Consider the following 17,033-nt stretch of genomic DNA (forward strand, 5'->3'; position numbering starts at 1 on the left):
CTGTATGGTCCCACCAGGATCCGTTCACCAACAGGGGAGTTCGCACTAATCTGCGGCAGGCCGCCGTCGTTGTTGCTTGGTTGCGGATCGGTGCTCTTTGGCCACCCGGTGACGGCGTGCCGAACCGCGGGTGGGCTTGGACGCACGCCGGACCGTCGCGGGAACCAATCCAGCCCTGATGAGCCCGGCCAGCTTGGCGAGCGCGAGCTCACGGTTCCGCAACTGTGATCTGTCCTCGGAAGCGGTCACAGTAACAGCGCCGGCCACGAGACGCTTTGCCAGGCTTTTGAGCAGTAACTGCCGCTGCTCGTCGGTCAAAGTAGCAGAAGCAGCAACATCCCACGTCAGCTCGGCCCGGGTGTCAGTGGTGTTGACGTGCTGGCCGCCCGGCCCTGAAGAACGCGAGAACCGCCAGCTCAGCTCCCATGAAGGAATCGTCAGGGATGGGGAGATTTCCAGGTCCATTGAACAAGCCTTGCACGTCTGCCCGGGCCCGGACTTCCACCCCGCCGAATACCCGATGTTCACTTGCCCCCTCTAGGATCGAGTCATGACCGGGCCTGTGGATTTTCTGGGCCCCATCCTGGAGATGATGACGTGGGTGGGGTTCGTCCCCGGCGTGCCCTTGCTGGTCTGGGCATGGATCATCGCCCGACGCCGGTGCACATGGGTCACTGCCGACGGCGAGCGGTTCGCTGCCGGAGGCTACCTGGGGCTGCAGTGGATGGACCAGGACCAGGAGGAGCGGAAGGTCCTGCTGGACGTTGCGGCCACGGAGGGCGGGGTTGATTCCGGTCCCGTGGTGGTTCACTACGATGCCTGCCATCCCTCACGGTGTTCGCTGGAGCCGCCGCGGTTCGACCATACAGTGTTGATCCTGGGGTGGATCCTCACGGGCATTGGAATTGTCAGCACGCTCGGAGGACTCGTACTGGTGGCACTTTAGCGTTCCCCCTTGAACGGCTGTCCGGCGCGGGGCTAGCATTTGCGCGCGGGCTTTCGTTCGCGTGCTTTCGTTGACCGCCGTACCGGGAGGACTGCCATGAGCGATCAGACTGCAACCCTGCTGGTGGATCTGATTATTTCCCTGGACGGCTATGCCTCGGCCGAGGGGTGGCCGGGATGGTGGGGCCTTGAGGGTCCGGAATACCTTGCCTGGCTCGATGAAGAGGCCAAGAAGGACGTCACCACTCTCATGGGAGCGAATACCTACCGGCTCATGTCGGGCATGTCCGGGCAGGCGGGCGAGGCGGACTCCGGATTTTCCAAGGAAGAAGGCGACAGCCTGGCGGGCCTGGCGGCCGTTCCCAAGGTCATTTTCTCCTCCACCTTGAAAGAGCCCTTGGCCTGGCCGAATTCCGAACTCGTCTCCGGGGATGCCGTGGAAGCGGTAAGGGAAATGAAGCAGACGCGTACCGGCACCTTAAGCACCCTGGGCAGTTTGAGTCTGTGCAGATCCTTGCTGTCAGCCGGGTTGGTGGACAGATACCGTCTGGTGGTCTTCCCGGTGATCACTGGCAAGACCGGCCGCGAGCGGATCTACGACGGGTACCCGGATGTTGCTTTGGACATGGTGGAGAGCCGGACGTTTGATGGCCGGCTTCAAATGTTGGAGTACGTTCCCCGCGTTATCGATACTCCACTCGGCAGAGGTGGTGGAGGCTAACCGACCTGCCGGGCATCCAGTTCGCTGAACAAAGGCCTTAAGGACTCGGCGTAGTGGTCCATGGTCTCCGGGAATGTCATCAGGCGCAGGCCTGAGAGAGCCCCGGCGACCGGACTGGCCGGCGCTTCGAAAGCGCTGTGGCGCCCTGTCGGCGCCTTTGTGCAGAGAACGGGTTCGGCAGTCACTCCGCGTGAAGTCAGAATCGCGATGCCCCATGGGTCGTTGGGCTCGGCAACAGAGATGCCGGCGTTGTCGAAGGTGTCTCGGAGGACATACCGCGTGACCGTCCGCCATGATTGCAGAAACGGGGACTGGAGCTGCTCTATGAGGTCTTCATCGTTGGCGCTGTAGGCGTCCGTGAGGGCTGTCGACAAGGCGTCCCATTCCTCGGCGTCCCGGACCATCAGGTGCGCGGCACGGAGGTGGGCAATGGTTTCATTCAACATCATGGCAGTCCCCAAACTTCCTCGTACGATGTTCGCCCGATGCCGGGCAGGCTTGCGGTCGGCACGCCTCTTATCAACAGAACGGATGGGGCGCCGTCATGATTCCCAAGAAGTCCCCTTCTTGTTCTCCGTGCTGGCTTTTACACGGCCGCCTAGTAAATAAGGAAACTTACTAATAGGCTGTCCGGGTGGGGAAAGTCCCCAGAGGAAAAGGAAGTGAAGCGGAATATGACTGAAGAGCAGGGCATCAGCAAAGTCACCGGCATCATCAACGATTCCAGGATCGGGATGTTGACCACCATCAATGAAGAAGGCGCATTGGTCAGCCGGCCGCTGGCTGTCCAGGACGTCAAGGACGACGGCGACATGTGGTTCTTCACAGGACTGGGCACCTCCCAGGTTGCCCACATACGCCGGGATTCCCGCGTCAACGTTTCCTTCGGCAAGAATACGGAGTGGGTCTCCGTCGCCGGAACTGCCGAGGTTGTCACGGACCGCGCAAAAATCCATGAGCTCTGGAACCAGGTTGTGGAGGCGTGGTTCCCTGACGGCCCTGACACTCCCGAGGTTTGCCTCCTGCACGTGGATTCAGATTCCGCTGAATACTGGACCAGCCCCGGTGGTACCGCAGCCACGGTACTCCAGTGGGTCAAGTCCAAAGTAACCAACTCACGCTTCAGCGTGGGCGAAAGTGACACCGTGGAACTGTGAGCCGACATGGTTGACGCGGAACGGTTCCGGCTTGTCCTTGAGCAAGAACGAGAACGCAGGCTATTGCTGCTCTCAGATCTCCGGAGCGACATCACGTCGGTCAATGCCGCCCGCCAGGACTCCAATGTGGACGACGAACATGATCCGGAGGGCAGCACCATAGCCTTCGAGCTGTCGCAGGCGTCCGCCCTCCTTGACCAAAGCAAGGAGGGCCTCCAGCACATCGATGCGGCCCTGGCGAGGATCGCCGCCGGCACCTATGGCCGCTGTGGAGTCTGTGGGGTGGACATCCCGGAAGGCCGGCTTGAAGCCAGGCCATGGACGCCGTTCTGCGTTGACCATGCCTCAGGGCGAAGGTAGAGGTTGGCCCATTCCCGGCGAGACCTGGACAAATTCGATTCCCTGTTGCTGCTTTTTGACGGGCCCGCGCTTGAAGCCTTTGGCGTCGAGGTGGTTTCCAGCCCTGTAGGCCGCCAACGCCTCATCAAAGATCCCGTTGAGTCGGCTTGCGGCGAAGATTTCCCGAGTTCCGTCGGTGAACTCGATGGCCACAGTAACGCTTGATGGGAAGTGCCGCTTCATGCGGATGAAGCCTTGGGCGTCCTGGTGCAGTGAGATCACGTAGTGTCCGCGCTTTCATTGTTCGGGTTGGAATCGGGAGTGCTGGACCGGTCTGCCGCTGCGCCCTGCTTGCGGCTCGCCAACAGGAACGGCACGGAAAGCAGTTCGATGACTCCGGCCATGGCCAGCGACGCCGGATATCCGTACAGGTCTGCGCCACGGCCCAACAATGGCTGAATGACGACGCCACCGCTCGAGCCCATCAGAGAATCGAAGCTGAGGACAGTTGCCCGCTGTTTGGAAGGGATCATGTCGTTCACGTACGCCTGCCGGACCGGGGTGACGGCAGATCCCACCACGCCCCATAGCGCCAACAGTACCAAGGCGATCCAAAAACTGTGGGTGATCCCTAAGACCAGCAGGATCACGCAGCCACCCGTCCCGCCCAGGATCAGTACAGAAGTGCGTTTGTGGAAAAGGCTCCGGGCGTGAGGTGCCAACCAACCGCCAAGGATTTGCGAGCCGGCCACGATCGCGGCGGCAAGACCGGCGATTGAATAGGCCTGCGGGTCGCCGAAGAGGTCAAGAAGATAGGGCTGCAACGCATAAAAGACATAGATGCCGACGCCGGCACTGAAGGGCGCGGCCAGCATCACGAATCGTACGGGCGGGTTTTTCAGCCCGTTCTCGATCGACGCCGTCAGTACGGCACGGGTAGCCCGTAGCGGGTGCGTCGAACGCTCCGGTGAGAAGCCGACGTCGTGCATGAGTCCGAAGGCGACGGCGAACATGGCAAGCAGCACCGCGACGCGGAGCAGGAACGGCACCCCAAGGTTGGTGGCCTGGGCGATCACGCCGCCGGCCACGGAACCCAGAAGCATCGCCACGCCCTGGACCATCTGGCCCCGGCCAAGTACGGATTCAAGTCCGCCTTCATAGCCGGAGAAACGAAGGGCATCAACAAGCCATGCCTCAACGGCCCCGGAGAAGAACGTGAATCCCAGGCCCAGGAGGACGGAGACCACAGCCCACATCCAGAAAGCACCCGAGATCTGCCACAGAAGGTAGTACAAGTAGGTGGATGCCGCCAGCGTGACGGTCCCCAGAAGGAACGACGTGCGCCGTCCCCAGCCATCGGCCACTACGCCAGTGGGTATTTCGAAGAGGACCATGCCGGCTGTGAAGAAAGCATTGGCGGCGAAGGCCTCAAGGTTACTCAGCCCGGCGTCCAGCAGGAACAGGGTATTGATGCCCCAGATGAAAGACGCCGCAACCGTATTGCCGAGCGTCAATGTGAGGTAGACGCGTTGGATTTTGCGGGCGTCCTGGTTCAGGGTGTCGCCGGTCCCGCGGGCGCGTGGAGGGGCCACGTGCCTATTCTCGCCCCGTTTGCTTCGCTCCGCCAGATCCGTCTGCAGTCAGCTTTCGGCCGCTGACAGAAGCGGCCCGGATCCCCGCACGAGGCGGGGATCCGGGCCGAAGCCGTTTGTCAGTGCCAGAGTCCCAAGGCGAACTCGGCGATGACTGTGGAGAGGATGAACGACGCAGTGATGGCGACCAGGCCCACGGGGATGATCTTCCAGCCGATGTTGCGCAGGAGGGGAATGTCCTTACCGAGGGAGAGCCCGGCCAACGTCAGCATCACTGTGGCGATGGACAGGAAGTCCACGGTCTTCACAGCCTCATTCAAGACGCCGGCACCGAAGAACCACGGGCTGGAAATGTAGGCGCCGATGGTGGTGATGAAGACTATGGCAGAGATTTTCCTGGTGACCTTTGCCAGGAACAAGCTGACGAGCACCAAGGCGAGCATGATGCCGTAGCCGGCAATGATTGACAGGCTCAGGCCCTTGGCGGCCACCGATGCGGTACCGATGCCCAGCACTGTCAGGACGGACAGCGAAAGCCACAACGGCAACTTGATGGCAGCCGAGGACTTAGCGACTTCTTCGCGGAAGCGGCGGTTCTCTTCTGCTTGGACCTCGTCCTGCTCGACCTCAGCTGCGGTGCGGGTTTGGGGAGCCACAGCCGTGCCGGCGGCAACCTTCTGCGGTTCCTTGTTGCGCGTGAGCAGTTTGTAGAAGCGGTCGGCCACGGGCAAGGCAATGTAGATGCCAACGTAGACACCCAGGATGGTGGTGATGAGGTTGGAGACGGCGGCCATGCCCAGGATGGCTTCCTGGTCGCCCGGGTAGGCTGCGATGATGCTCGCCGCCGAGGCCGCCATCATGGAGCCGGAACCAACGCCCGCACCCATGGCCAGGGCCAGGGGATCGAAGATCTTCCAGTTGGCCACCAACGAGGTCAGCAAGGTGATGAAGATGGCACCGAACAGGGTGCCGAAGACGTACATGGCCAGGACGCCGCGGTACTGATCGGAATCCGGGCCGTACTTCTCCGAGACCATGGCGAAGGAGGGCTCGCGGTCAAGGGAGAAAGTTGCGCCCACGGTTGCCTTACCCATGCGAAGCAGTACGGCCAGGGGCAGCGCCAACACGATGGTTCCCAACAAGTGGCCCACTTCCTGCAGCAGCAGTGCGGGGCCGGCCTTGATGAGGCTCGGCAGGCTCGGCCCGATGTTGAAGGCGAGCCTGGCCACCAGGAGCAGAACCGCGACGCCGACCAGGGCCGCCGCGACGCGCTGGAGGTCGAGGCCGAGCGGCTTGAACTTCTGGATGGAGACCAACAGGCCGAGGATAAGTCCCCACACCATGGGGAAGATGATGATCGCGCCAATGCCAAGATCAATCTTGGCCTGGCCAATGAACTGGACCGCAAGGGCGATGACAAACGCCAGCGCGGCAATGGGAAGCGTAAGCCGTGTTCCGGCTTTGTCCGTCCGCGCGGTTTCGGTGCTGGTGCTCATGATGTTGCTTCCTGGATCGGGGCTTCACTGCGGTAGGCCGCATTGACGAAGCGTTCTCTCTGCTGGGGATTGGTTGCGGCACCCGCCACAGTCCAAGCCAGCGCGGTGGCTGCCTCGAACATCACGGCGTATGCCTCGGGTGTGTTCGCAAGAGCTGCAAAGCCGTGCGAGTGGATGGGGACGTTGGCTCCTGGAATGCTCAGCCACGGGTGCAAGGAGGGAATTACCTGGGAGATGTTGCCCATGTCCGTGGAGCCGCCGCCCATTCCTGCCGCCGGGGAAGTGTCCTTGCCGAACGCGTCCATGGCTTCGGTCCAGTGTGCGGCAAGTTCGCCGTCCTGGATCAGCGGCTCATAGAGCGGTTCCGCCGCCGTGATCTCCAGGGTGGTCCCGGTTGCAAGTGCGGCGCCTTCGAAGCAGCGCTTGACCCGTTCGAGCAGTGCCTCGTACTCCGCGAGCGTGAAGGCCCTGCATTCGAACGGAACCACGGCATGGTCCGGAATGATGTTGGTGACGTGTCCGGCTTCCGCCACGTAACAGGCAATACGGTGGTCTCCCGGAATTTGCTGGCGGAGCAAGCCGATCGCCACCTGGCTGAGCACGGCTGCGTCCCCGGCGTTGACGCCCAGATGCGGGGCGGCAGCCGCGTGGGCAGCCTTTCCGGTGAACACGGCCTCGTAACGGCCCACTGCTTGAGCCGTTGTCCCGGCGGGGTTGTACGTGACGCCGTCCTGGACCGGGTGGACCATCAAAGCAAGGCCGACGCCGTCGAAGGCGCCCCGCTCCAGCATCAGCACTTTGCCGCCTCCGTGTTCCTCGGCCGGCGTGCCGATCGCCTTCAACGTGATGCCGAGTTCGTCCACATGGGGGAGCAGGGCCAGTGCCGCAGCTATCGATGCTCCCGCGATGAGGTTGTGGCCACAAGCGTGACCCACTGAGGGCAGGGCATCGTATTCCACGCACAGGGCAACGGTGAGTTCACCGGTTCCCGCGGTGGCGGTGAAGGCTGTTGGAAGCCCGGACGTTCCTTGGGTGACGTCAAAGCCGCCTTCGGCGAGCAGGGAGGTTATTGACTCTGCGGCCTGGACTTCTTGGAAGGAGATCTCGGGGTTGGCATGCAGCTCCTGCGAGAGTGCCTGAACCCGGGGTTTCCAGGCCGTGACGCCGTCCGCCAAGGCTTGACGCAGCGGAAGTGATGAGGCCGTAGTGGTGATTTCCATGATTCTTCCTGCTAGTAGGACAGGGACGGGAAGGGGGATCCGGCTGCCCGGGTGGGAACCCAAACCGCCTTGGTCTGCGTGTACTCGTCCAATACGCCGGGCCCGGAGGATCGGCCGTGGCCGGAATCGCCGAAACCGCCAAAGGGAACGGCAACGTGGATGGTCTTGTACGAGTTGATCCAGAACGTCCCTGCCTTCACCTCACGGGCGATGTGGTGGGCCCGGGAAACGTCCGAGGTCCACACAGCGCCGGCCAGTCCGAAGTTGGTGTTGTTGGCACGGGCGATTGCTTCGGCTTCCGTGTCAAAGGCGTCGGCACCGACTACTGGTCCGAAGACTTCAGTGGTCTCCAGGCGGTTTGCCGGTGTCACGCCATCCAACAGCGTCGGCATGACCCAGTGGCCGCCAGCCAGAGACGACCCGGCCAAGGACTCAGGCAACGTTCCGCCCGTGAGCCTGCGGCCGCCGTCGTTCATTCCCTGTTCAATCAGCGAAGTGACGGTCGCGAACTGGGGCGCGGTGATAATCGGCCCCACCTCGGTGGCGGCGTCCAGTGGATCCCCGACCCGAAGCCGGGCAGCACGTTCGGCCACCATGTCAATAAACCGGGCGTGAACGCTGCGTTCGACCAGTAGGCGCGACCCTGCGACGCAGGATTGCCCGGCGCCGGAGAAGATGGCGGAGATGGCGCCGTCGGCGGCGCGCTCGAGGTCGGCGTCGGCGAAGACGATATTGGCACTCTTGCCGCCAAGCTCCAACAGGGCTGGAATTCCGGCTTCCGCGGCGGCTACGGCAACCCGGCGGCCCGTGGGAACCGAACCGATGAAGCTGACTTTGCCGACCCGGCGATCGGACGTGAGAGTGGCTCCGACTGTCTGCCCGAGTCCCACGGCTACGTTGAATGCGCCGTCGGGAAGGCCGGCTTCGTGGGCCAGCTGTGCGAGCCGCACGGTTGTAGCCGGGGTGAATTCGCTGGGCTTGATGATGACGGCGTTGCCCGCCGCCAGCGGCGCGGCTGAGTTCCAACCGGCCGTGAACAGCGGGGCGTTCCATGGCGTGATGGCGACGACGACGCCCCACGGAACCCGCTCCGTGTAGGTGTGCCACGGGCCGGGCACGGGTATGGTCTGGCCGGTGAGTTTGTCGGCCCAGCCTGCGTAGTAGCCGAACATTTCAGCTACCTTGGACGCTTCAACGCGGGCGTCGCGGATGGGCTTTCCCGTGGTGGCCGATTCGAGGATCGCCAGTTCTTCGGTGTGTGCTTCGACCATCCTGCTGACGTTGCGGAGGATGGCGGCGCGATCGAAGCCGTTCAGCGATCCCCACGCCGCTGCGCCCCGGACGGAGCTCTGCAGGATGGCATCGGCGCCCTCGGTGCCAGGGTCGGCATAGGTGGCAAAGGCTTCGCCCGTGGCCGCTGACGTCAGGGTGACGGAAGCGCCGGAGCCGGCGGCCACTTCGCCGTCGACGAACGCGCCAAGCCCTGAAGGGAAGGCGGAGTCCAGGACGGTCCGGGCTGTTGCGGTGGAGGAAGCCGCGGGGGCTGTGGTGATGCTCAAGGTAATGTCCTTCTGTTGCTGGGGGCGCTATGCGATGTGCGTGGTGCCGGGGGCGCCGGCGGGGGTAACAGCGGGCGCTACGGTCCTGGCGATTTCGGTGAAGTCGGCGGCCGGGCCGAGGGATGCCAGGGCGGCCTGCCACTGATCGGCCGCGGCAGCCAGGAGTTCCGGCTGTTCGCCGACCTGCCGGGCGATGTCGACGGCCAGGGATGCGTCCCGTGCCATCAGGCCGAGGGAGAAGCCAGAGTCGTGGGTGCCGGACAGGATCCAGTTCGGGTACATCGCGGAGGAGACTTTGCTGCCCCCGGAGGCATTGCTGATGCTCGCGGCGGCCACTGCGGGATCGATTCCGTAGGCCTTTGCAACGCCGAGCGCCTCGCCCACTGACACCAGATTGGCGGCGGCCAGGATGTTGTTCAACAGCTTCACGACGTTTCCGCTGCCAGGCCCGCCGATGCGGGCATACTTTCCGCCGGTGAGGGCTTCGAGGACGGGCTGTGCAGCCGCGGCAGCTGTGTCCGTTGCTCCAACGAACGCGCTCAGAGTCCCGGTGGCTGCGCCTTCGCGTCCACCGGAGACCGGCGCGTCCACAAAGCATGCGCCGTGGGATTCCGCCAGCGCTGCCATGGACGTACTCGTGCCCGGCTCGGAGGTAGTGGTGTCAATGATTGCGATGGTCCCGGGTCCCGAGAGGAGCACCGGCACTGTTGCCTCGACAATGTGGGCCGAGGGCAGGGACAGCACGGCATATGGGATGCCGGCTAGATCCCGGAGTTCTGCCGTGGTGGAAATTCCGGTTGCGGCAGCCGCGTTCCGGGCAACGTCCGAGGGGTCGAAGCCGGTGACGTCCCAGCCTGCGCGGTGCAGCGTGGACGCCATCGCACCTCCCATGGATCCGAGGCCGACGACGGCGATGCGGCGGGTGTTGCTCATGAATGCTCCTAGGTGGGGATTGTGGGGGGAAGAAGAATGTGGTGGCCGCAGGGCGGGTCAGTCCAGGTAGATGTCCAGGTCTTTCCAGAGTTGCTGGGTGCGCCGGATGGCTGATCGACTCCGTTCGGGGTGCGCCGCTTCCATGCCGGCCAAAAGGCCGTAGACCATGGAATTGGCCGCCGTCACGGACTGGAAGAAGGAGATCCCCTCGGAGGCAACGATCAGCAGGTGGTCAGCCGCGGCGGCCAGGCGCCCGCGGCGCATATCGCTGATGGCGACGACGGTGGCTCCAGACTGCTTGGCGGCTTCGGCAGTGACGATGATCTGCTGGACCGACCGCCACATATTGACCACCACCAGCACGTCGCCGGGGCCGAGGCTGTTGGCTGCGGAAGCGAGATGTACGCCGCCACGGTTTTCCAAGGTAATGGGGTACCCCATGGTGGAACCGAGGTGCGCCATGACACTTGCCGGTCCGGCGAAAGAGCCGATGCCGATGGTGGTGATGGACTTTGCCGAGGCCAGGGCGGCGATGGCGGCTTCCACGTCCTCGGAAGTGTTCGAGTCAAGGGTGAGCCGCAGGTTTTCGATGTCGTGGTTCAGTGCGTCGTGGAGGGGGCTGTGGTGTTCACCGTGCTCGAGGAGGGTGTCCTCGGTGGAGATCATCACCAGGTACCGGGAGCGAAGTTCGCGTTGGAGGTCAGGCCAGCCCCGGTAGCCCAGACGCTGGGCGGTGCGTACAACTGTGGAGTTGTTGACGTCTGAGCGCTGCGCAATTTCGGCGATGTCAGCGTAGGAGGACAACTGCGGATTGCGTGCAATGACCTCCACCACCCGTGCCTGGGACTTGGATAATGCGACGTTGGGAAGTGCGTCTCCCAGCCAGGCGTGGTCCACAGGCTCGCGCGCCACAGTGCTGGGACCCGACTCGTCTGGCTTGCTTGTCACTACTCAAACTCCTTGTAACGCAGATCACTTGGCAATCTCGATTGCAATTAACATACTCTGCAATTTCGTTTGCAGCTAGTGGTTTGCGTTACAGGCATGTAAAAGTTCCACCCGAGGGCATGGGCGGGCGTTAAACGACAAGTGCCAGGGACCCTGTGGGGGTCCCTGGCACTTATCGTCACCCTAGGCCGGGTTGCTCACCAGCCCTGCATCCGCCTTCGTAATCCCGGGGCGCCGCGCAGAAAGGAGCGGAGCGAAGAACGCCGCAAGTTCCGCCGTCGCCGATAACGGCAGGACGTTGGCAACATACTGGTCCGGGCGGACGACGACCACGACGCCGTCACGGCTGAGGCCACGCAGCTCAAAGATGTCGTTGGCCGGATCTGCGCCGAAGACCTTCTCAAGGTACGTGAGCTTGAACGGTCCCACGGTCGGCTTGAATGCCGCGGGGACGGCGTTGATGTCCACGTTGGTGTGGTCCTGCTGGTAGATCACTTTGACATCGAACCAAGCGTCCCGGTCAAGGTTCGACGGCGTCGCAGCCAGCGGCGAGTCCGGCGCGTTCGCGATCCACTCGGCAAAGTCGGCAACCGGGCCTTCGGCGCCTGCTTGGGCGGCATCGGCAAAGACGTAGATCCGCCAGCGGCCGTCCGCCTTTGCGTGGTGGCCCAGCTGCATGGGGTTGGTGTCGCAGACCCGCTGGACAGGGGCGGACTTGAAGCGTTTGCCTACCGGGAAGCCGGTTGCGAGTTCCTGGTGCCGCGGCTCCGATACGACCAGGGAGGGCGCGTATTGGGTCATGAAACCTGCGGGGAACTCTGCGGTGCTGGTGTAGAAGTTCTCCAGCTCCGTGGGGTCTTCAAACTCTTCGGGCTTCTTGGCCATGAGGGTGGACCATTGCTTGTCGAAGTCGATTAGGTTCTTCGCGACCACCTGGCGCTCCGCGGAATACGTGTCCAGCAGGCTTTCGGGGCTGCGGCCTTCGAGGACGTGACCGAGCTTCCAGCCTATGTTGAAGCCGTCCTGCATGGAGACGTTCATTCCCTGGCCGGCCTTGGCGCTGTGGGTGTGACAGGCGTCGCCGGTGATGAACACCCGTGGGGTACGCGTTCCGCGCTCCTCCGGCAGGACGTCGTCGAACCTGTCTGTCAGGCGGTGGCCGACCTCGTAAACGCTGTGCCACGCGACGTTGCGAACATCCAAGGTGTACGGGTGGAGGATGTCGTTGGCCTTCTGGATGATCTGTTCGATGGTGGTCTTCCGCACCGCCCCGTGGTCATCCGCTGCGACCTCGCCGAGGTCCACGTACATGCGGAACAGGTGCCCGCCCTCACGGGGAATCAGCAGGATACTGCCGCCGTTGCCGGACTGGATAGCGCATTTCGTCCGGATGTCCGGGAAATCGGTGACCGCCAAGACGTCCATGACGCCCCAGGCATGGTTCGCTTGATCACCGGCCAGATGGCAGCCAATCGATTCGCGGACCTTGCTGCGGGCGCCGTCGGCACCAACTACGTACTTGGCGCGGATAACCCGCTCCTGGCCCTCATCGGCACCGGCGGTGTGGCCGAGGGTCACCTCAACCGGGTAGTCCCCGTCGCCGGTGACCTTCAGGCTGCGGAACTCGTAGCCAAAGTCAGGGACCATGCGCGTGGGGGAGTTCGCCATGAACTCCGCAAAATAGTCCAGGACACGGGCCTGGTTGACGATCAAGTGCGGGAACTCGCTGATCCCGGCGGGATCATCCACCGCCCTGGCTGCCCTGACGATGCGAGAGTGATCGGCCGGGTCCGGCTTCCAAAAGGCCATCTCGGTGATGCGGTACGCCTCGGCTGTGATCCGCTCTGCAAACCCGAAGGCCTGGAAGGTCTCAACACTCCGGGCCTGGATGCCGTCGGCCTGGCCAATGGCGAGCCTGCCAGGGCGGCGTTCGATGATGCGCGTAGTGACTCCGGGGAACTGGGCCAACTGGGCCGCCGTCAACATCCCGGCGGGACCGGTGCCCACGATGAGGACATCGACTTCATCCGGAAGTGCTGACGGCCGGTTGATTCCGACGCCGGCGGCCGGCTCGACCCGCGGGTCACCTGATACATAACCGTGGTGGTGGAACTGCACGGGCTTTCCTCACTTCTTTGTGGGCTGGTGGAATGACTTGGTGTTCGATAATCGAACATGCTGTTCTATTATCGCTCGTTATATCGTAATGCGGGTCACAGTGCTCTTCAAGTCATCTGACGGAGAGCGCTGGAAGGAGACGGGTTCCTGTGGTTTTTGCCCGGGGCATGTCAGGATCAGGTATGCCTCGACTGATGCTCCTGGACACAGCCTCCCTGTACTTCCGCGCCTTCTACGGTGTGCCTGATTCCATCCGGCGTTCGGACGGGACTCCGGTCAACGCCGTGCGCGGCCTGATGGACATGATCGCCCGCCTCGTTACGGACTACGAGGCCACACACGTGGTGGCCTGTTGGGACAACGACTGGCGTCCTCAATGGCGTGTTGACCTGATTCCCAGCTACAAGTCCCACCGTGTCGCGGAAATCGTTCCGAACGGCCCCGACGTCGAGGTCGTCCCGGATCCGCTCGAAGCGCAGATCCCCATGATCCGCAAAGTACTGGAGCTCGCCGGGATAGCCGTGGTGGGCGCCGATGAGCATGAGGCTGATGACGTGGTGGGTACCTACGCCAGCCAGGCAGCGTTCCCCACTGACGTCGTGACCGGCGATCGCGACCTCTTCCAACTCGTCGATGACCAGCGCGGTGTACGGGTAATCTACACAGCGCGCGGGATGAAGAACCTGGAATTGGTCACCGAGGTAGTAGTTGTCGGCAAATACAAGGTTCTGCCGCAGCAGTACGCAGACTTTGCCACCCTCCGCGGCGACGCTTCCGACGGGCTTCCCGGAGTGGCCGGCATCGGCGAAAAAACCGCAGCTGGTTTGCTCGGCGAGCACGGCACCCTGCAGGGGCTGCTGGAGGCGGCAGAGGATCCCGACGGCGGTTTGTCGGCTTCCGTCCGAGCCAAACTGTCAGGTGCCGCGGACTACCTCAAGGTTGCGCCCGCCGTCGTCAATGTTGTCCGCGACCTGCAGCTGCCGTCCTTGGAGGAAGCGGGCGCGGAACTTTCACCTGTAGCGGGCGCTGCCCGCTCTGAGCTGGAGCAGCTGGCCAACGACTGGAACCTGGGTGGTTCCGTCAAAAGACTCCTCGATGCGCTGGACCGGGTCCGCTGACGTTACCGCCCGATAACCGAACCAACATGCATTCACAGCTTCGTCATAGGTACGGGACAGGATGGTCTGTGGTTGGCCCCTCATCGTGTTAGGAGGACGGCACATTGGACCGTCCCTCAGACAACACCCGTAGCAAGGGATTGAGGAGAGGCATATGTCGAAAACCAAGAGAATAACCCTGGGGGTCGCAGCCGGAGCGCTTGCGTTGGGTGCCGGATTGGGTGTGACCAGCATCGCCACAGCAGCGACCACGCCGACGCCGAGTGCTACATCTTCCGCTGATGCGACCACTCCATCGGACCAGGGTGGAAGGCCCGGCGGGCATGGACACGGACGGGACGGCGGCAAGATTGCGTCCGAACTGGCAACCAAGCTCGGTGTGGACGAGACTAAAGTCTCCGACGCGCTGAAGGCCTTCCGCGAAGCGAACAAGCCCACCACCCCGCCTGCCGAGGGAACAGAGGGCACTAAGCCGGATCCCTCGGCCCGCGATGCCGCGTTGGCGAAGTCCCTCGCTTCGGCGCTCGGCGTTGACGAAGCCAAGGTCACCACTGCGTTGGAAGAGATCCGTTCTGAGGGGCAGGCCCAGCGTGCTGCCGCACTGAAAACCCGGCTCGACAAGGCCGTGACGGACGGAAAGCTGACGCAGGCAGAAGCCGACGCCGTAACCAAGGCCGTTGAGGCAGGCGTTATCGGAGGTGGCGGGCGCTAGTACGCCGTGACAAGCCCTTTTGTGGCACTAAAAGGGTCCCCTGGAGTTGTCCGGGGGATCCTTTTTTCGTGCCGCTGGAAGTTTTTTTAGAACCCTTGTCGATTTGACCTCGCACCGTTCGACCTATGGGTGAGAAGGTCGAAGGGCGACCTTCCACAACATAGGAGATTGAGCCAAATGGCAAAGTACATGTTGATCATGCGGGCAGACGACGATTCCTACGCCAAGTTCGAGAACATCGACTTCAACGACATCCTCGAAGCCATGGGTAAATTCAATGACGAACTGATCCGGGCGGGAGTATTGCTGGCCGCCGAAGGTCTGGAGGATCCGAAGGAGACCGTAGTGGTTGATTTCACCGGCGAAACGCCCGTAGTCACTGATGGTCCTTACGGTGAAACAAAGGAGCTCTTCGGTGGCTTCTACATCCTTGATGTCGCATCCAAACAGGAAGCCGTCGAATGGGCCAAGAGGGCGCCCATGACAGCAGGCACCAAAACCGAAATCCGGCGCGTAACCAGCATCGACGAGTTCCCCCAGGACAACGAATGGATTCAAAAGGAACGTGCATGGCGCGAGCAGACCGGCCAACTCTGAAACTCCGACCGGTTTTTCCCTGGAAGCGGCATCGCGCGTGAGCAGCAACGAGGCAAGGGCCGCCGTCGAGGCAGTGTGGCGGAGCGAATCTGCCCGCATCGTCGGCGCCCTTGCCCGCTATACGGGCGATTTCCCGCTGGCCGAGGACCTTGCCCAGGAAGCCCTCGCAGAAGCGATCGTGTCGTGGTCCGTCAAGGGTATTCCGTTGGAACCTGCGGGCTGGCTGCTGACTGCCGGACGACGCCGGGCCATTGACACCTTCCGCCGACGTTCCGCTCAGGACGAAAAGTACGTGCTGTTGGCCCGCGAGCTGACTGAAGAGGCGGCAGGAGCGGACGCGCTGTTCACCACGGATGCGATAGATGACGACGTCCTGGCCTTGATGTTCATCTCCTGCCACCCGGTCCTCTCGAAGGAAGCGCGAATCGCCCTGACACTGAGGGTGGTTGGTGGCATGGGGTCCGATGAAATCGCCAAGGCATTCCTGGTTCCGCTACCTACCGTCCAGGCCCGCATCACCCGCGCCAAGAAGACCCTCGCGGCCGCCCATATACCGTTCGCCGTGCCGGAGCGCGACGAGATCCCCGAACGGCTTGGATCCGTGCTTCACGTCATCTACCTCGTCTTCACTGAGGGGTCCTTCGCTTCTGCGGGGGACTCGTGGATGCGGGCGGAACTCGCTGGCGAAGCACAGCGGCTGGCCCGGGTGCTTGTCCGGCTGGCGCCTGAACCCGAAGTATTCGGGCTACTCGCGCTGATGGAACTAACGGCCGCCCGATTCCCGGCGAGGATCGACGCGGCCGGGAACCCGGTACTCCTTGCCGACCAGGATCGACGGCGCTGGGACCAGTCAGCGATACGACGCGGCAGGGCGGCACTCGCGACTGCGCTAAGCACTGGACGGGGTCTTGGTGCGTACGGGTTGCAGGCATCGATCGCCGAATGCCATGCCATCGCCCGCACTGCGGACGAGACAGATTGGCAACGCATCGTCGTCCTGTATGAAGCGCTGGGGCGGCTCACCGGGTCGCCTGTCGTTGAACTCAATCGCGCGGTGGCCGTGGCCATGGCCGCAGGGCCGGCTGCCGGCCTGAAGCTCGTGGATTCGCTCGCAGCCAGGGGCGAGTTGGAAGGATCTCACCTTCTGCCAACAGTGAAGGGAGAGTTGCTGGCACGGCTTGGGTGCTACGCAGACGCCGAAGAATCTCTGAAACTGGCCCTCGACCGCTGCATGAACGCAGCCGAACGGACTGCCCTGGAGCGAAAGATCGCGCAACTCGGTAAGAGCTGACCGAAGTCACGGGATTGATGAATCATTCCGTGTTGCCGGCCGACGCAGTCCCGGATTCTCAGGAGAATGAAATTCCAGCCGGGTCTAGAGGCAGGCACGTCCCAGCCAGGTCTAATGCACGGCATAGTCACGTCTTGTCATGGGCCGCATGCTGGTTTCCCGCCCGGTGTCATGTTTTGGGTGGTGTGTGGTGGTGGTTGCGTCGGGGTTTTTGGTGGGGGTCGATGTGGGGTGGGGGGATGAACCAGGGGACGCCGTTTTGGATGGTGATGCGCCAGTGTTCTTTG

General features: G+C 63.0%; 18 protein-coding genes. 8 read left to right on the top strand and 10 right to left on the bottom strand.

All coding sequences use genetic code 11. The features are described from left to right. Window positions 1-45: 45 nt before the first annotated feature. On the bottom strand, window positions 46-465 hold the full coding sequence (gene arfB / locus PV760_RS11755; RefSeq protein WP_039241121.1) for an alternative ribosome rescue aminoacyl-tRNA hydrolase ArfB: 420 nt from the start codon (window positions 463-465) through the stop codon (window positions 46-48). Between the two features lie 85 nt (window positions 466-550). Here arfB and PV760_RS11760 point away from each other — a divergent pair, with 85 nt between their 5' ends. After that, window positions 551-946 (top strand): hypothetical protein, encoded by a 396-nt coding sequence (locus PV760_RS11760; protein WP_039241123.1) that lies wholly within the window; start codon window positions 551-553, stop codon window positions 944-946. A gap of 96 nt (window positions 947-1,042) precedes the next feature. Then, window positions 1,043-1,666, top strand: coding sequence for a dihydrofolate reductase family protein (locus tag PV760_RS11765; RefSeq protein ID WP_039241126.1), 624 nt, complete (start codon window positions 1,043-1,045; stop codon window positions 1,664-1,666). On the opposite strand, the gene PV760_RS11770 is transcribed toward PV760_RS11765, so the two are convergent. Further along, complete coding sequence (locus PV760_RS11770; protein ID WP_179128346.1) at window positions 1,663-2,115, bottom strand: hypothetical protein; 453 nt, start codon at window positions 2,113-2,115, stop codon at window positions 1,663-1,665. The two genes, PV760_RS11765 and PV760_RS11770, sit on opposite strands and share 4 nt — an antisense overlap. 225 nt (window positions 2,116-2,340) lie before the next feature. Here PV760_RS11770 and PV760_RS11775 point away from each other — a divergent pair, with 225 nt between their 5' ends. Both PV760_RS11775 and PV760_RS11780 read left to right on the top strand, forming a co-directional pair. Beyond that, window positions 2,341-2,823, top strand: coding sequence for a pyridoxamine 5'-phosphate oxidase family protein (locus PV760_RS11775; RefSeq protein ID WP_055976131.1), 483 nt, complete (start codon window positions 2,341-2,343; stop codon window positions 2,821-2,823). Window positions 2,824-2,829: 6 nt separating this feature from the next. Next, window positions 2,830-3,183 carry a TraR/DksA family transcriptional regulator gene (locus PV760_RS11780; protein WP_079581251.1) on the top strand — a complete coding sequence of 118 codons (354 nt, stop codon included), beginning with the start codon at window positions 2,830-2,832 and terminating at the stop codon, window positions 3,181-3,183. On the opposite strand, the gene PV760_RS11785 is transcribed toward PV760_RS11780, so the two are convergent. From PV760_RS11785 to PV760_RS11820, 8 genes are all read right to left on the bottom strand, one after another. Then, window positions 3,169-3,444, bottom strand: a complete 276-nt coding sequence (locus tag PV760_RS11785) for a hypothetical protein (protein ID WP_018779643.1) — start codon at window positions 3,442-3,444, stop codon at window positions 3,169-3,171. The genes PV760_RS11780 and PV760_RS11785 overlap by 15 nt on opposite strands. Further along, on the bottom strand, window positions 3,441-4,754 hold the full coding sequence (locus PV760_RS11790; protein WP_039241137.1) for an MFS transporter: 1,314 nt from the start codon (window positions 4,752-4,754) through the stop codon (window positions 3,441-3,443). The genes PV760_RS11785 and PV760_RS11790 overlap by 4 nt, the downstream gene beginning before the upstream one ends. Before the next feature lie 119 nt (window positions 4,755-4,873). Beyond that, window positions 4,874-6,250, bottom strand: coding sequence for a DUF3100 domain-containing protein (locus tag PV760_RS11795; protein WP_018779641.1), 1,377 nt, complete (start codon window positions 6,248-6,250; stop codon window positions 4,874-4,876). Beyond that, window positions 6,247-7,470, bottom strand: coding sequence for an amidohydrolase (locus PV760_RS11800; protein WP_079581217.1), 1,224 nt, complete (start codon window positions 7,468-7,470; stop codon window positions 6,247-6,249). Before PV760_RS11800 ends, PV760_RS11795 begins: the two co-directional genes overlap by 4 nt. Window positions 7,471-7,481: 11 nt before the next feature. Further along, entirely contained in the window at window positions 7,482-9,029 is a 1,548-nt protein-coding gene (locus PV760_RS11805; RefSeq protein ID WP_079581216.1) for an aldehyde dehydrogenase family protein, read from the bottom strand. A 27-nt stretch (window positions 9,030-9,056) separates the two neighbouring features. Continuing rightward, window positions 9,057-9,962 carry an NAD(P)-dependent oxidoreductase gene (locus tag PV760_RS11810; RefSeq protein ID WP_039241145.1) on the bottom strand — a complete coding sequence of 302 codons (906 nt, stop codon included), beginning with the start codon at window positions 9,960-9,962 and terminating at the stop codon, window positions 9,057-9,059. A 57-nt stretch (window positions 9,963-10,019) separates the two neighbouring features. Beyond that, on the bottom strand, window positions 10,020-10,910 hold the full coding sequence (locus tag PV760_RS11815; protein ID WP_354627810.1) for a MurR/RpiR family transcriptional regulator: 891 nt from the start codon (window positions 10,908-10,910) through the stop codon (window positions 10,020-10,022). 183 nt (window positions 10,911-11,093) lie between these two features. Next, window positions 11,094-13,028: an FAD-binding monooxygenase gene (locus tag PV760_RS11820; RefSeq protein WP_018779636.1), complete on the bottom strand. Its 1,935-nt coding sequence runs from the start codon at window positions 13,026-13,028 to the stop codon at window positions 11,094-11,096. Between the two features lie 167 nt (window positions 13,029-13,195). Between PV760_RS11820 and PV760_RS11825 the strand changes: the two genes are divergently transcribed. The 4 genes from PV760_RS11825 (at window position 13,196) to PV760_RS11840 (ending at window position 16,746) form a co-directional block, all read left to right on the top strand. Continuing rightward, complete coding sequence (locus PV760_RS11825; protein WP_026267433.1) at window positions 13,196-14,146, top strand: 5'-3' exonuclease; 951 nt, start codon at window positions 13,196-13,198, stop codon at window positions 14,144-14,146. Window positions 14,147-14,300: 154 nt separating this feature from the next. Beyond that, window positions 14,301-14,858, top strand: coding sequence for a Clp protease N-terminal domain-containing protein (locus PV760_RS11830; protein ID WP_018779634.1), 558 nt, complete (start codon window positions 14,301-14,303; stop codon window positions 14,856-14,858). Between the two features lie 177 nt (window positions 14,859-15,035). Then, window positions 15,036-15,455 (top strand): YciI family protein, encoded by a 420-nt coding sequence (locus PV760_RS11835; protein WP_018779633.1) that lies wholly within the window; start codon window positions 15,036-15,038, stop codon window positions 15,453-15,455. A gap of 37 nt (window positions 15,456-15,492) precedes the next feature. Next, window positions 15,493-16,746 carry an RNA polymerase sigma factor gene (locus tag PV760_RS11840; protein WP_354627811.1) on the top strand — a complete coding sequence of 418 codons (1,254 nt, stop codon included), beginning with the start codon at window positions 15,493-15,495 and terminating at the stop codon, window positions 16,744-16,746. Window positions 16,747-17,033: the final 287 nt, after the last annotated feature.

This window comes from Paenarthrobacter sp. CC6, from assembly GCF_040560085.1.
GTDB lineage: Bacteria > Actinomycetota > Actinomycetes > Actinomycetales > Micrococcaceae > Arthrobacter > Arthrobacter nicotinovorans.

Coding starts and splice junctions, on each gene's coding strand:
- arfB (WP_039241121.1), bottom strand. CDS start 465: ATGGACCTGGAAATCTCCCCATCCCTGACGATTCCTTCATGGGAGCTG.
- PV760_RS11760 (WP_039241123.1), top strand. CDS start 551: ATGACCGGGCCTGTGGATTTTCTGGGCCCCATCCTGGAGATGATGACG.
- PV760_RS11765 (WP_039241126.1), top strand. CDS start 1,043: ATGAGCGATCAGACTGCAACCCTGCTGGTGGATCTGATTATTTCCCTG.
- PV760_RS11770 (WP_179128346.1), bottom strand. CDS start 2,115: ATGATGTTGAATGAAACCATTGCCCACCTCCGTGCCGCGCACCTGATG.
- PV760_RS11775 (WP_055976131.1), top strand. CDS start 2,341: ATGACTGAAGAGCAGGGCATCAGCAAAGTCACCGGCATCATCAACGAT.
- PV760_RS11780 (WP_079581251.1), top strand. CDS start 2,830: ATGGTTGACGCGGAACGGTTCCGGCTTGTCCTTGAGCAAGAACGAGAA.
- PV760_RS11795 (WP_018779641.1), bottom strand. CDS start 6,250: ATGAGCACCAGCACCGAAACCGCGCGGACGGACAAAGCCGGAACACGG.
- PV760_RS11800 (WP_079581217.1), bottom strand. CDS start 7,470: ATGGAAATCACCACTACGGCCTCATCACTTCCGCTGCGTCAAGCCTTG.
- PV760_RS11810 (WP_039241145.1), bottom strand. CDS start 9,962: ATGAGCAACACCCGCCGCATCGCCGTCGTCGGCCTCGGATCCATGGGA.
- PV760_RS11825 (WP_026267433.1), top strand. CDS start 13,196: ATGTCAGGATCAGGTATGCCTCGACTGATGCTCCTGGACACAGCCTCC.
- PV760_RS11830 (WP_018779634.1), top strand. CDS start 14,301: ATGTCGAAAACCAAGAGAATAACCCTGGGGGTCGCAGCCGGAGCGCTT.
- PV760_RS11835 (WP_018779633.1), top strand. CDS start 15,036: ATGGCAAAGTACATGTTGATCATGCGGGCAGACGACGATTCCTACGCC.